Raw genomic sequence first — 14,246 nt, 5'->3', positions numbered from 1 at the left:
ACTAGCACGAGTTCGATCCCAGACCCAGCAGTTCAGGGCCGCCCTGAAGATGCCCCGCATATCCTCATGTCGTTATTCGGCAACTGTGACCTTTGGATAGATTTTTCTCGACGTATCAGTCCAGAATAGGAGGATTCCTATCGCGAGAAGCAAAGTCCGAAACCCAGCTGTAACCGATATGCGGAGGGTATGATGCGATTCGGATCCTTGATCTGCGTTGCGCTTGCAATCTCTGGTGGTACGGCCCAGGGTTGTCAGGATTTTCCTGCGTCGAAAAGCAGCGCCTTTGACGCAACGCTTGGCAAGATAAACATTCCGTGGCGCACGGACTTTCCAACAGCGCTTCCGAGTACTGGACACGGCTGGGAACAGATCAACTTCGAGACCAGTTGGCGAAAATATGCGGCAGCCGTATTGCAGGAAATCCGGGATTCCGGCATCACCATCTCAGGTGGAACGATTGCCTTGCCTGCTACCGCGAACTGGTGGATTGCCCCTTGGATGGATTATGGCGCTAGTGGACGGGAGAAGCGGATTGGATTGACCAAGGAGCGCAGCCCCGATCCCAAAGATCTCAGCCCCACGTCGCCAGGCGACCTTCAAACTTGGGCCATAGGCTGGTACAACCAGGAAGGGGCTTTTGGACTTGGCCAGATTTATGCGAATCCCTGCGACCCTTCAGTCCCGTCTTTGCCCAATGGTAGCCGTTGGACATTCCCTGCAAAATCAGCTTCCTTCAAATTCCTTTTCACTGAAGCGACCGACGCGCACGTCAAGTATTTGAAAGGGGCGCCAGTCGTCCAGGCATTCACACGCAGTAAAACGTCGCTAACCAAGCTCAGGCTTATTCAAGTCGACATCGCGGTGCGTGATCCTCGGGCGACGTTGACGGGTTGGGTCTTCGGAACTTTTGTATGGAAGGGACCGAAGAAGGGTGACGGGCTCTTTGATAATCTCGTTCCCGTTGGACTGGCGTGGGGAAACGATCCCACCAAACAGAATAATGAACTTGCGAAATCGGCGCAGCTTTTCGAAACCCGGCTGAACAATCAGTTGGCTGGGAAGGTATGGCAAAAGCAGCCGCAATCCTGGCCGGCACGCCCCTATCCCGGTTTTCAAGGACGCTTGAATGGGCCCGCCGACAATTGGCGATCTTCGTGTATCTCCTGCCACTCGTCAGCCCAGTATCCGCGCCATCCTGTGCTAGGGTCGCCGCCCCGCATTAACCAGTCAGACACCCCTACCCCCACGGAACTCGAGAAAATAGTTGCCGCGTATTTTGCCAATGTCCAAGGTGGCCATTTGATCGATCCTGTTCAAGACAGCGCCCAGCCCCTTCCTGCCGTATCCTTGGACTACTCACTGCAGCTCCAGACCGCTTTCACGCGAATCTGCCAGGCCTGTAGCGCCGGTGCATTGACCGGTGCGACTCCCAGAATTTGCCTCAAAAGTAACGGTGGGCAGATTGAAAGTCCAACTTGTCCAGCAGCTACATCGCCCGCAGCGATTGGCGCTGATCTGATTCAGAAAGTCGATGTAAACAATTTAATGCAACGCCAGTAGGCACAGCACTTTCTGACGATATCCCGCGAGATCTTATCGACTCGGTAGCGTTATACCTGGCTGTGCCCCCGTCCACCACCAACTCAGTGCCGTTAACAAAGCTGGACTATCTCCATCGTTTTGGGGTACCGGAAACACCGCACGCAATGGCCAGCCACGAATGCCTGCAACTTCGCTTCCCGAGCGGCGCTATCTTTAAATGGCAATTCCAGCGCGACGGTGAAGCATTTGCAGTGGCCACCAATGGCAGCATCGTGCTGGACGACTTACCCGCGCTCATGCTGGCGGCGCAGCAGGGAGCCGGGCTTTGCCACACGCGAATGGTCGGCTTGTTCCTGTGCTGGAGGGCTGGATGCCCCCTCCGGAGCGCTTCTACTTGTATTACCCGAGTGGACGCCATATGGGCGCGGTTCTGCGCGCGCTGGTGGACTTCCTCAAGTCGTCAGGGGGTATCGCTACGAGCGATCGTTGGCAGCGAAGAGTTGCGTAAACAGTCGCATCGATTGCGACATGCCCTGTCTGTGGATCAAAGGCGGAATTGAGGGAGAGAATCAAGAAGCGCGTTAATCCACGGTCAGTCAGCGAAAGACCCCGAGAATTGGTACCAACTTCCGGGGTTCAGTGCAAAAATCAGGGGCTCTTTCTGGACCAAATGTCGAATGCTGCGCGGCGCGTATCAGGCGATGTTGATCCACACACCGCGGGGGAACTTCCCGAGCGACGAGGCAGCGACGAACTTGCTATACCTAGCCTCGCGCAATATCGAGAAAAATTGGAAGATGCCGCAGCGGACCTGAAAGAAGGTCGCCAGTCAATCATAGAAGTGTATGGAAAAAGATACGGGAAGCAGCAGACAGTACCGATACAAAATGACATCTCGACTACAACATTAGCGCGGGTTCGCCTGATGCCATGGCTTCACTAAAACCTCTCATGTTGGCGCTGGCCGTCATTGCAATCGCGATGAGCGCCTTCTTCTTTTTCAGGATCGAACATGCACCAGTAGCGCCAGTCGGGCAGCCTCGCGACACGCATCAGAAAGCGACTGCGGCAATCGTTCATCCTACAATGCCTGCACCACTACAGCAGCCACAAGATCGCCTCGCTTTTGCTATCAAGGTTTCAGGCGAGTTTCAGTCGACCCGTGACTTACACGCCCTGTACATGAAATTTAGGGATGGAGCAGATCCCAACGCCCGCTACTTCGCGCTGCGCGCAATCGACTTTTGCGCCCGATTTCTGGTGCGTTCGTCGAGCGGAGCGGCTTTTTCAACCGCACCGGAACTGTTGCGGGGTGCGACGGATCAACAGGATCTGGCCAATCGGCAGCTTTACGCCAGGTGTGCCGGATTCCGAAACGTTCCGCCGTCCGAAATCTGGGCTTCGATCCGCCATTTGAAGACGGTTGTCGCAAATGAGAGCAGCAACATTGCGATCGCAGCCAAGGCATCGGATCTACTTAGCATGAACAAACTGGAACAAGCTGCCAGCCTGGCCAGTTCTGTCCTCCGATCGAGAGAGCCTGATGCAATCGCGGAGCTCGAACACTATTTGCAGGAGGTACAGGACACCCGTAGCAAAGCGTCCGGGCAATCGTCAGATAACAATATCGATGGCCTAGCGATCAGGCTCGCAGCCTGCGAGCTGGGTAAAGACTGTTCCAGCACCGCACTGGAACAACAACTCTTGTGCATGTATGGCGGGGGATGCGACGACTCCCTGGCTCAAAGAACAGCAAGAGCATTGCCAGAAAGTGCGATGCTGGAGGTTCTGCGGCGCCGCGATGATTTCGTCCTCGCCATTAAAACGGGCAAACTAGGTGTGTTCGGCTTCGACTAGATGCCGCTCTGAGGGGCTTCGGGTACAAGCACGGATGCCGCGAACGCCATCATCCATTGCCGCCACGTCGAAATTCTTCAGGCGCTGAACGATGCCACGTTCGTCCTGCGGCGAATAGAACAGCGGATAGAAAGAGCGCGCCGACAAAGCAATCTCAGGTCCCTGCCCGCCATATTTTTCGATCTGTTCGCTGACGTACGCCAGTTCAATCACCAGCAGGTAGGCAGGGGCTCCAACGCGCGGGTTGGTCTTCAGCCCGCCCAGGCACTTGAAGCCGAGCATGGTTTCGTAGAAGCGGCGGTGGCGCGGATTGATTTCAATGAAGATGTGTGTGCAATGGTGCAGGTCGCGCGCATATAGCACTGACATGTGAAACAGCAATGCCATCTGCGACTTGCTGCCATCGTTGTCGAACGCCAGCTTGGTGATTTCGCACACGCGGGCGCCGCGGATCATGCGTACTGTATCGACTTCGTCCTTGAAGATTTCATCTGCCAGGATTCCGTTCGGCGAGTCAAGTCCCAGAGTCAGGGTACCGACTACCTCTCCTTTGTCGCTAGCGGTCAGTGTGATCCGGTTGGGATCGACGGGCAGTTGATGGGGCCCAGCATAGCCTCGCCAGGAGTACATCTTGTTGATCAACAGGCTTGCCTTAGCGAGTTCATCGACCATTGGGGACATATGGACCTCCATCCGTGGCGCCGCCACCGGGATCGAAAGATGCCCCCTGAAGGGCACAGTCCTTCCCGCATGGCCTTAGCCATTGCATGCCCCCTTTAGAATTTGCTGGTGAGCCATCTCCAATGAGCAACACGCACGGAGCTGACTACCTTTATGCATGTTGGCACGGCTGAGTCAGTCACACAATAGATGAGTGCAAAGTGTGACGAAATAGATACCGTCTATTTCAGGGTCGCAATGGCTTGCGCAGAAATGCGGATGCGCCTAGATTGGCAACGCCGTCGAAGCCCGTCTACTCAAGGCGCAGTTGACGCTACTTTCTGTTTGCTATGCAATCGATGTTGGCGTACGCTCAAAGAAAGTGGCGAGTTAATAAGGAATGCGCCGTGAAGTGGACAATGTACGAGCTGGAAATACGTCAGCGGTGGCAAGCCAGGCCGCGAGGTCGGCGCTCCGCTCAGTTTGTCCAAGGCTTTTTCATGGAAGTCAGGCATCTCTTGATTGGGAAGAGCCCTGACGATCCGCTGCAGCACTTGCAAAGGGTTCTGCTGGACCTCATCGAACCCTGACGCGGGACATTCGATAAATGCTAAGCAACTTTCCGTACTTTTTCCGGACCAGCAAAAACTAAGGGCCTACGCAATGCGTAAGCCCTTGTTTTACTACTGAATTCTGGTGGGAAGTGCAAGTTTCGAACTTGCGACCCCTGCAGTGTGAATGCAGTGCTCTACCCCTGAGCTAACCTCCCGAAGTGGCGCAATTATAGACTATGGGTGCGCCAAACACAAGTTCCTTTGACCGCTTTATCGAGACCGTCCAGTAGTGTGATGTGCTCGGATTCTTCCGCCTCACTGGCTCGCACTACAATCACATCGGCCAACGCGATCTCCGCCATGGCGATGCCGCTGCCGGATTCTTCGATGACGATGTCCATGCCCAGGCTATTCTGGCCACGGGTCATCGCCAGATAAACGTCTGCCAGCAACTCCGCGTCAAGCAGCGCGCCGTGCAGTTTGCGGTGCGCGTTGGAGATGCCGAAGTGTTCGCACAACGCGTCCAGCGAGTTACGCTTACCCGGACGCATTTCCTTCGCCTGCACCAGAGTATCAATCACGCCGCCAATGTGGGAATCGAAGGCGGGCAGCTTGAGCAAATTGAACTCATGGTTCAAAAAACCCAGGTCAAACGGCGCGTTGTGAATGATGACTTCCGCACCCTGGACGTAAGCGCGCAAATCCTCGACCACTTCATGAAAGCGCGGTTTATCGCGCAGGAAGTCGGTGGTCAATCCGTGCACCGCCAAGGCGCCCTCTTCCGAATCACGATCAGGGTTGATGTAGACGTGGAAGTTATTCCCGGTCAGCTTGCGCTCAAACAGCTCAACGCAGCCAATTTCAATGATTCGGTTACCCTGCTTCGGGTTAATGCCGGTAGTTTCGGTATCGAGGACGATTTGACGCATAAATTTCACGAATGTGTTCGTAGCAAGCGGCGAAGTATAACAGGCCTTATTTGCGGCGAACCGATTCCACACCCAGGTTGGCCAGTTGGTCGGCGCGCTCGTTGCCTGGATGTCCATTGTGGCCGCGCACCCAGCGCCAATCCACCGTGTGCACGGCCTGCGCGGCGTCCAGCGCCTGCCACAGGTCGGCGTTCTTGACCGGCTCCTTGGTCGAAGTCTTCCAGCCGCGCGCTTTCCAGCCGTGGATCCATTCGCTGATACCCTTCTGGACGTACTGGCTGTCGGTGTGCAGCACCACTTCGCATGGACGCTTCAGCGCCTTCAGCGATTCGATCACCGCAGTCAACTCCATGCGGTTATTGGTGGTATTCAGCTCACCGCCGAACATTTCCTTCTTGGCGTCGCCTGCGATCATCAGCGCGCCCCAACCGCCGGTGCCTGGATTGCCCTTGCAGGCGCCGTCGGTGTAAATCTCTACTTTATCCATCGAGTCTTTCTTTGTGTTTGTTGGCAGCCGGGACGGGTACGCCCGCCTTGGCCGTTTTCTGTTTCCAGGCCGGGCCGATCAAGCGCATGCCTTTCACGCGCTTGATCGCCTGCACCATGTAGACCCCGCCGAAGTACGGCCAATAATTGGGGCCGGCGCGGTCCATGAAGTTGTAGCGCGCCAGCCAGCGTTCAGTGCGGCAGGCCGGCGCATAGCAACCCAGCTGCGTGTGGCTGACGCCCATATTCAGCAATTTTAGCCAGTCTTTGATACGCGGCATGGAGATGAACTCCCCCGCTTTGGGCAGGTAATGCGATCCGGTCAGGCGTCCGCTCAGCTGGCGCAATCCCCACAAGCTGGCCGGATTGAAGCCGCAGACGATCACCTGGCCTTCGGGAATCAGCACCCGTTCCACTTCACGCAGCACCTGGTGCGGCTCCGCCGAGAATTCCAGCACATGCGGCAGCACGACCAGGTCCATGCTATTGGTGGCAAATGGCAGCTCCACGCTGTCCAAGGTGACCGCGACCACGCGATTGCCGCCCGATTGGCGCGGGTGCAGGCGGATATCGGCAAGCCATTGATGCGGCATGCGGTTGGCTGCCAGCGCATCAATCTGCGGCATGCCGATCTGCACGGCGTTGAATCCGAAGATATCCGCCACCATCTTGTCCAGGCATGCCTGCTCCCAGGCACGCACGTATGCACCCGGCGCTGTCTCCAGCCATTTGTCGAACGCTATAATGGATTCGTCGGATGTTGCGCTATCCATGCATTGCCTTTATTGAGCCCATGAGCAAACCTGTTTCCGTTCTGACCGTTCCTGCCTTCAAGGATAACTACCTGTGGCTGGTCCACGATGGCTGCAACGCTGCGGCAGTCGATCCCGGCGACGCCGCGCCTATCCTTGCAGCCCTGCAGGAACACGGCCTGACACTTACCGCCATTCTACTCACCCATCACCATGCTGACCATATCGGGGGCGTACCGGGGCTTTTGGCCCGCTTCCAGGTGCCGGTCTTCGGCCCCCGCCATGATGGTATCGCAGCAGTGACCGTACCGCTGGGCGAAGGCGACCGGGTGGAAGTGCCGGGGCTGGACCTGTCGCTACGGGTGCTGGACGTGCCGGGCCATACCCTCGGCCATATCGCCTATGTACGCGATGGCCTCGAACCTTGGGTATTCTGCGGCGACACCCTGTTTGCCGGCGGTTGCGGGCGCCTGTTCGAGGGCACGCCCGAGCAGATGGTCGGATCGCTGGGCAAACTGGCTGGGCTGCCGGAGGCCACCAAGGTGTTCTGCGCCCATGAATATACGCTGTCCAACCTGCGGTTCGCCAGCGCAGTGGAGCCGGGCAATGGGGCACTGTGCGCACGCGTGGCTGCCGATTCCGCAACCCGGGAACGCGGCCAGCCTACCGTGCCGAGCACGATCGGCCTGGAACGGGCGACCAATCCTTTCCTGCGCTATCGTGAGCCTGAAATCGCTTCCCGCTTACGCGAGGCCGGCAAATTACATGGCGGCGAACCGCCAGTTGCCGTTTTCGCGGCGCTAAGGGAGTGGAAGAATACCTTCTAATCTAAGGAGAACTATGCAAACCGTCCGCATGTACGTTGATCCCATCAGCCCATTCGTCTGGCTGGCAACCAAGCAGATTGCCCGCATTGAGGCGGCGGGCGTGCAGCTTGAAATGGTGCCTGTTTTGTTTGCAGCGATGTTGAACAAGCATGGCTTGGTGGGGCCGGCGGAGGTGCCGGCGAAACGCGTGCTGACTTTCCGCGATGTGATGCGGCAAGCGTCGGCGCATGGGTTGGAGTTTGTGGGGCCGCCGGGGCATCCCTTCAATCCATTGCCGATGCTGCGCGTTGCGACCGCGATTGCCGGCCGTGCAGAGCGGATTGCGTTTGTGACCGCTGTGATGGCCGCCACATGGGAACAGGGGCAGGATGCGCAGGATTTCAGCGTGCTGGCGCGCGTGGCGCGGGATTGCGGGCTGGATGGGGAGGCGCTTGTCGCTGCGGCGGGAACGCCGGAAGTGAAGGCGGAATTGGCGCGTGCGACCGAGCAGGCCATCAACGATGGCATTTTTGGCGTGCCGAGCTTCGTCTATGAAGGGGAATTGTTCTGGGGCGCGGACCGCATCGAAAGCCTGCTGCGGCGGATTGCGGGCCATCGTATTGACGAGGTCCGTTTGCAGGACTTTCTGGACAGGCCTCCGCTGGCTTCGCGTCAGAACCGGTAAACCGGTGTCTGACCCACGGGGTCAGACACCGCACTGGAAGGGTCAGCGGTTTAGATTTCTTCGTACAGCGGCAGCGTCAGGAATTCTTCAAACGCTTCCGACGTCGACATCTCCTCGAAGATTTGCGCGGCGCGATCGTATGCCGGCGTGGAGCCGTCCGGAGCGCTGGCTTTCACCTTCGGCAGTTCCTCGGAAATCATCGCACGCACCATGTCCGCGCTAACCTTGCGGCCATCTTCCAGTACGCCTTTCGACGAGCGAATCCACTGCCACACCTGCGAGCGCGAAATTTCAGCAGTCGCCGCATCTTCCATCAGGTTATGGATCGGCACGCAGCCGTTGCCATTCAGCCAGCTGCCCAGGTAGTGGATGCCGACGTTGATGTTGTAGCGCAGGCCGGCCTCGGTGATCGGCGCTTCCGGCTTGAAGTCCAGCAGCTCGGCTGCGGTAACTTCCACGTCCGGACGCTGTTTGGCGATCTGGTTCGGCGCATCGCCCAGCACTTTCTTGAACTCGCCCATGGCCAGTTCCACCAGGCCTGGGTGCGCCACCCAGCCGCCGTCGTAACCGTCGGTTGCATCACGCGCCTTGTCGTTGCGCACGCCGCCCATCGCCACTTCGTTCTTTTCCGGATCGTTCTTGATCGGGATCAGCGCAGCCATGCCGCCAATTGCCGGGGCATTGCGCTTGTGGCAGGTCTTCAGCAGCAGCAGCGCGTATGCGCGCATGAACGGCGAAGTCATGGTGACCTTGGCGCGGTCGGCCAGGCAGAAGTCCTTGTCCAGCTTGAATTTCTTGATGCAGCTGAAGATGTAGTCCCAACGGCCGGCGTTCAGGCCGGAGCTGTGTTCGCGCAGTTCGTACAGGATTTCGTCCATCTCGAACGCGGCCAGGATGGTTTCGATCAGCACGGTGGCTTTAACGGTGCCTTGCGGCAGGCCCAGTTCATTCTGGGTCATCACGAAGATGTCGTTCCACAGGCGGGCTTCCAGGTGCGATTCCATCTTCGGCAGGTAGAAGTATGGGCCGGCGCCGCGTGCCAGCTGCTCTTTCGCGTTGTGGACCATGAACAGGGCGAAATCGAAGATGCCGCCCGAAACACGCTTGCCGTCGACGGTGACATGTTTTTCGTCCAGGTGCCAGCCGCGTGGACGCACCACCAGGGTGGCGGTCTTTTCGTTCAGCTTGTAGGACTTGCCGTTCTGTTCCAGCGAGATGGTCTTGCGGACCGCGTCCTGCATATTGATCTGGCCGGAGATCTGGTTGTCCCAGTTCGGGGAATTGGAATCCTCGAAGTCGGTCATGTAGGAGTCCGCGCCGGAGTTCAGCGCGTTGATGACCATCTTGCGATCGACCGGGCCGGTGATTTCAACACGGCGGCATTCCAGGGCCTTCGGAATAGGAGCGATCTTCCAGTCGCCGTTGCGGACATGGGCGGTCTCGGCCAGGAAGTCCGGACGCTCGCCGGCATCCAGGCGCTTGGCGCGCTCAACGCGCTTGGCCAGCAGTGCCTGGCGGCGCGGTTCGAATTCGCGGCTCAGCTTGGCCACCAGGGCCAGTGCTTCCGGGGTCAGCACGCGTTCGAAACCTGGCTTGATTTCTCCTGTGATTTGCATACCTGCTGGCAGAGTGATGCTCATGGTCTTTCTCCGTGAATGATGATTAGTGTTGTGATTGGATGTTTTCCAGTATATTGACTAAAAACATAGAGAAACAAGACTAAAAAGCACTTCATCTGTGCGTTTTAGTCATAAATGAGGTCTTATGGGTCAGTTCAGGCAAATCTCCACCTTTGTAGAAGTGGTCAACCGCGGCAGCTTGTCGGCGGCAGCGCGCGCGGAAGGCATCGCGCCCGCCGTTATCGGGCGCCGCCTCGACGCGCTGGAGCAACGCCTTGGCGTCAAACTACTCCAGCGTACCACGCGCAAGCTGGCGCTGACGGACGAAGGCGCCGCCTTCCTTGAGGATTGCCAACGCATTCTGGTCGAACTGGAAAGCGCGGAAGCTGCGGTTGCGGAACGTAGCGCGCGCGCCACGGGCCACCTGATGATTTCCGCGCCGGCCGGTTTCGGACGATTGCACGTCGCGCCCTTGGTCCCCTCCTTTTTAGCGGAGCACCGTGACGTGGCGGTGACATTGAACCTGAACGACCGCGTGGTGGATTTGATTGGCGAAGGCGTGGACGTGGCGATACGCATTGCCTCGATGTCGGACTCCAACCTGGTGAGCGTGAAGCTGGCGGATAATCACCGCGTGGTGGTCGGCACGCCGGCTTACCTTAAACGTCATGGCGTACCGCAGGCGCTGGACGACCTGTCCAGGCACAATTGCATGACCATCAGCAGCGAAGGCAGCCAGCGCGGCTGGACCTTCCGCGAGGGCGATAAGAACGTGACGCTGAAAATTGCGGGCAATATGAGCTGCAACGACGGCGCGGTATTGCACGATTGGGTATTGGCCGGGAAAGGCCTGGCCTGGCGCTCAATGTGGGAAGTTGGCGCGGATATTGAAGCGGGACGTTTAAAGCCGGTGCTCAACGAATATTCGGCGCCCGGAAACGATATTTACGCGGTATTCGCACAACGGCGCCATCTGCCCTTCCGCATCCGTGCCTTCGTCGATTTCCTGCGCCACACCTACGCCCAGCCGGGCTACTGGCGCAAAGGCTGAGGCCGTGTCCCGAAACGGGTGTGACCCCATGGTGGGACACGGGCTGAAGCGTAGGGACGAAAAAAAATCCCCCGAATCGGAGGATTTTTTATCGTTTTGATCCGTCTCGATTACAGAGGCTGGATGTTCGACGCCTGCTTGCCTTTTGGGCCGGAGGTCACGTCGAAGGACACGCGTTGGTTTTCCTGCAGCGACTTGAAGCCGTTGCTTTGGATAGCCGAGAAGTGAGCAAACAGATCTTCGCCGCCTTCATCAGGGGTAATGAAGCCAAAACCCTTTGCGTCGTTGAACCATTTTACGATACCAGTTGCCATTACAATTCCTATTACAGTTAAATGAGCTTACGCCCGTGATACCGTTTGAACCCAGTCGCCTGAATCTAAACGATCCGCCATTATACCGAAATACCTGCTAAAAACACGTCGCGATGAAAATTAATTCACTTCGTGCCAACAGGTCCCGAACATGTATGGCTAACTATAGACAAGATTTATCAATCTTGTTTGATAAATATCAATCGTGCGCTGCAATTTTCCCTGCGCCAAAATCCTTGTCGGCCCATTGCAACAATGCATGCGTCGCAGCTTCAATGCCGAGCCATGGGGCGTCGGCTTCCATGACGCCGCGCACCATCTGTTCGATGCGGCGCGCTTCGTCGCCGAGGGCGGCCAGGCCAAACGATCCGGCCGAGCCGGCCACACTGTGCAGTGCATGGTGCAATTGCTCGATGTGGGGTGGGATCAGGCTGCCCTGGCATAGCACCAGGGCGTTGCGGATTGCCGCCATGCGTTCGGGAACGCTGGCGGCATACTTGTCGCGCAGGGCTTGCAGCCGGTCGTGGTAGTCGGGGTCGGCTGCAGTCGCCATGGCTTATTTAGTGCCGAAGATGCGGTCGCCCGCGTCGCCCAGGCCAGGAATGATGTAGGCGTGGTCGTTGAGGTGGGAATCCAGGGAGGCGCAGAAAATCTTCACGTTTGGGTGCGATTTCTGGAACACTTCGATGCCTTCCGGCGCCGCGACCAGGGCCAGGAAGATGATCTGGTCGTCGGGGACGCCGCGTTTTTTCAGCACGTCGACCGCATGCACGGCCGAGTTACCGGTCGCGACCATCGGGTCGCACAGGATGAAGGTACGGTCGGCCAGGTCCGGCAGGCGCACCAGGTACTCCACCGGTTGGTGGGTGTCCGGATCGCGGAACACGCCGATATGGCCGACCCGTGCGGACGGCACCAGGTTCAGCAGGCCATCGCTCATGCCCACGCCGGCACGCAGGATCGGTACCACGGCCAGTTTGCGGCCGGCGATCACCGGCGCCTGGATGGTTTGCAGCGGGGTCTCGATCTCGCGCGTGGTCAGCGGCAGGTCACGGGTGATCTCGTAACCCATCAGCAGCGTGATCTCTTTCAGCAGCTCGCGGAAGGTGCGCGTGGACGTCGCCTTGTCGCGCATATGGCTCAGCTTGTGCTGGATCAGCGGGTGGTCGGTAATGAACAGGTTGGGGAAGCGCGGGTCTTGTTTCATGTCAATTAGGAATAAATTCGTTCAATTGCGCGCATTATCCCAGCCTCAGGCGTTTTCCACCAGCGCCCGCTGTAGAATGGCTTCACAGTTTGTTCCCGCCGGCAACCGGCCATACGCGCCGCCCGGCCCGCGGGCCAGGCGGCTGGCGACAAAGGCGGAGCTGACAAAAGCGGGGGCATGGCGCAGCAGCAAACCGGCCTGCAACGCCAGCACGACGCGCTCGGCCAGTTGGCGCGCGCCGAACTCGTCTTCGCGGGCTTTGGGCAAGTCGGCCAGCAGTTGGCTGGTGTATCGCACATATTCGGGATCGGCGTGGCTGCCCTCACCCAGTTCGGCCGCCAGTACTTCCAGCGCCTGGCCGGATTTCGACAGGGCGCGCAGCAAATCCAGGCACATCACGTTGCCGGAACCCTCCCAGATTGAGTTGACCGGCAACTCGCGATACAGACGGGCCAGCGAACTTTCCTCGACATAGCCGCTGCCGCCCAGCACTTCCATCGCCTCGGCGCCAAAGCCGGGGCCGCGCTTGCAGATCCAGTATTTGCCGGCTGGCGTCAACAGCCGCGCCAGCAAGGCTTCCGATGGGTTATCCAGGTGATCGAAGCAGCGCGCCAGGCGCATCGCGAAAACGGTGGCCGCTTCCGATTCCAGCGCCAGATCGGCCAGCACGTTCTGCATCAAGGGCTGCTCGGACAGGGGCTTGCCGAAGGCGCTGCGGCGGCGCGCGTGGTGCAGCACCTGGGTCAATGCCGCGCGCATGATGCCGGCTGTGCCAAGCACACAATCGAGCCGCGTGTGATTGCCCATTTCCAGGATGGTCGGCACGCCGCGCCCCAACGGCCCAAGCAGCCAGCCATAGGCGCCGGTGAATTCAACTTCGGACGATGCATTCGACTTGTTCCCCAACTTTTCCTTCAGGCGCTGTATGCGCACCTGGTTGCGCACGCCATCGGGCAGGAAGCGCGGTACCAGGAAGCAGCTCAAGCCCGCATCGCCGGCCTGGGCCAGCACCAGGTGGGCATCGCATTGCGGCGCGGAGAAGAACCATTTGTGGCCGGTCAGGCGGTAGACGGGTTCGCTGTCGGCACCGAACAGGGTGCGTATTTCATCGCCCGGAACCGCTTCGGCTTGGGTGGTGTTGGCGCGCAGGTCGGAACCGCCCTGCTTCTCCGTCATGCCCATGCCAATCAGCGCGCCGCGTTTTTCGTCGATCGGCCGAGGGCTCGGATCGTATACACGCGACAGGATTTTCGGCAGCCAGCGCGCGGCGAGGCCGGGGCTTTGGCGCAGTGCCGGGACGCTGGCGTAGGTCATGGTGATCGGGCACTGGGCACCGTTTTCGACTTGTCCGAACAGGATATAGCGGGCCGCGCGCGCCACTTGGGCGCCATGATGCTGATGCTTGCCTTCCCACGGCGAGGCATGGGCGCCGGCCGCAATCATTTGCTCCATTAGCTTGTGCCAGGCGGGGTGGAATTCGATCTCGTCGATCCGGTGTCCGGCGCGGTCGAAATTCTTGAGGGAAGGCGGGTGTTCGTTGGCTTGCCGGGCCAGTTCCTGCATCTCGGCGGTGCCCAGTTCCGCGCCCAGCTCCATCAGTGAGGCAGTGGCAAACGCCCCGCCCTCGCGCTCCAGCGCTTCGCGCAAGGCGGTGTCGCATGTGAACAAGTTGACGTTCACGAACGGACTCACCTGGTTGAAAACCTCGTGCGTGTCGAAACGGTTCATTTCGCTCTCCTCGGCCCCCTGTGTAACGCGAGGCTAGCGCAAACTTTTAGCAG

At 58.8% G+C, this 14,246-nt stretch carries 14 protein-coding genes and 1 tRNA gene; 5 read left to right on the top strand and 10 right to left on the bottom strand.

The genetic code is table 11. From position 1 onward, the window contains the following. Positions 1–189 precede the first annotated feature (189 nt). Positions 190–1,563 (top strand): hypothetical protein, encoded by a 1,374-nt coding sequence (locus tag BM269_RS29230; protein ID WP_139232863.1) that lies wholly within the window; start codon positions 190–192, stop codon positions 1,561–1,563. 933 nt (positions 1,564–2,496) lie between these two features. Next, a complete protein-coding gene (locus BM269_RS24950) occupies positions 2,497–3,402 on the top strand; it encodes a hypothetical protein (RefSeq protein WP_090443794.1) in 906 nt (301 codons plus the stop codon). Here BM269_RS24950 and BM269_RS24945 read toward each other — a convergent pair. The 5 genes from BM269_RS24945 to BM269_RS24920 form a co-directional block, all read right to left on the bottom strand. Beyond that, positions 3,379–4,083, bottom strand: a complete 705-nt coding sequence (locus BM269_RS24945; protein ID WP_211482747.1) for an N-acyl amino acid synthase FeeM domain-containing protein — start codon at positions 4,081–4,083, stop codon at positions 3,379–3,381. The two genes, BM269_RS24950 and BM269_RS24945, sit on opposite strands and share 24 nt — an antisense overlap. Before the next feature lie 673 nt (positions 4,084–4,756). Then, positions 4,757–4,831 (bottom strand) — tRNA-Val (locus BM269_RS24935). 12 nt (positions 4,832–4,843) lie between these two features. Next, entirely contained in the window at positions 4,844–5,545 is a 702-nt protein-coding gene (dnaQ, locus tag BM269_RS24930; protein ID WP_090443787.1) for a DNA polymerase III subunit epsilon, read from the bottom strand. Positions 5,546–5,591: 46 nt separating this feature from the next. Next, on the bottom strand, positions 5,592–6,032 hold the full coding sequence (gene rnhA, locus BM269_RS24925; protein WP_090443785.1) for a ribonuclease HI: 441 nt from the start codon (positions 6,030–6,032) through the stop codon (positions 5,592–5,594). Beyond that, a complete protein-coding gene (locus BM269_RS24920) occupies positions 6,025–6,804 on the bottom strand; it encodes a class I SAM-dependent methyltransferase (protein ID WP_090443782.1) in 780 nt (259 codons plus the stop codon). Before BM269_RS24920 ends, rnhA begins: the two co-directional genes overlap by 8 nt. Before the next feature lie 20 nt (positions 6,805–6,824). Here BM269_RS24920 and gloB point away from each other — a divergent pair, with 20 nt between their 5' ends. Together gloB and BM269_RS24910 are read left to right on the top strand one after the other, a co-directional pair. Beyond that, positions 6,825–7,610 (top strand): hydroxyacylglutathione hydrolase, encoded by a 786-nt coding sequence (gene gloB / locus BM269_RS24915; RefSeq protein WP_090443779.1) that lies wholly within the window; start codon positions 6,825–6,827, stop codon positions 7,608–7,610. A gap of 13 nt (positions 7,611–7,623) precedes the next feature. After that, on the top strand, positions 7,624–8,274 hold the full coding sequence (locus BM269_RS24910; protein WP_090443776.1) for a 2-hydroxychromene-2-carboxylate isomerase: 651 nt from the start codon (positions 7,624–7,626) through the stop codon (positions 8,272–8,274). A 50-nt stretch (positions 8,275–8,324) separates the two neighbouring features. On the opposite strand, the gene aceB is transcribed toward BM269_RS24910, so the two are convergent. Then, entirely contained in the window at positions 8,325–9,914 is a 1,590-nt protein-coding gene (gene aceB, locus BM269_RS24905; RefSeq protein ID WP_090443773.1) for a malate synthase A, read from the bottom strand. 124 nt (positions 9,915–10,038) lie between these two features. Here aceB and BM269_RS24900 point away from each other — a divergent pair, with 124 nt between their 5' ends. Next, complete coding sequence (locus BM269_RS24900; RefSeq protein WP_090443770.1) at positions 10,039–10,944, top strand: LysR family transcriptional regulator; 906 nt, start codon at positions 10,039–10,041, stop codon at positions 10,942–10,944. Positions 10,945–11,054: 110 nt separating this feature from the next. Here BM269_RS24900 and BM269_RS24895 read toward each other — a convergent pair whose 3' ends face one another. The 4 genes from BM269_RS24895 to BM269_RS24880 all read right to left on the bottom strand — a co-directional run bounded on the left by BM269_RS24895 (position 11,055) and on the right by BM269_RS24880 (position 14,193). Next, positions 11,055–11,258: a cold-shock protein gene (locus tag BM269_RS24895; protein WP_028102570.1), complete on the bottom strand. Its 204-nt coding sequence runs from the start codon at positions 11,256–11,258 to the stop codon at positions 11,055–11,057. 199 nt (positions 11,259–11,457) lie between these two features. Next, entirely contained in the window at positions 11,458–11,811 is a 354-nt protein-coding gene (locus BM269_RS24890; RefSeq protein ID WP_090443767.1) for an Hpt domain-containing protein, read from the bottom strand. 3 nt (positions 11,812–11,814) lie between these two features. After that, entirely contained in the window at positions 11,815–12,465 is a 651-nt protein-coding gene (gene upp / locus BM269_RS24885; protein WP_090443764.1) for a uracil phosphoribosyltransferase, read from the bottom strand. Between the two features lie 45 nt (positions 12,466–12,510). After that, positions 12,511–14,193 (bottom strand): isovaleryl-CoA dehydrogenase, encoded by a 1,683-nt coding sequence (locus BM269_RS24880; RefSeq protein WP_090443762.1) that lies wholly within the window; start codon positions 14,191–14,193, stop codon positions 12,511–12,513. Positions 14,194–14,246: the final 53 nt, after the last annotated feature.

Source organism: Duganella sp. CF458, from assembly GCF_900113115.1.
Classification (GTDB): domain Bacteria; phylum Pseudomonadota; class Gammaproteobacteria; order Burkholderiales; family Burkholderiaceae_D; genus Rugamonas.
Note: the sequence above shows the minus strand (reverse complement) of the source record. Positions and strands in the feature narration are given on the sequence as shown.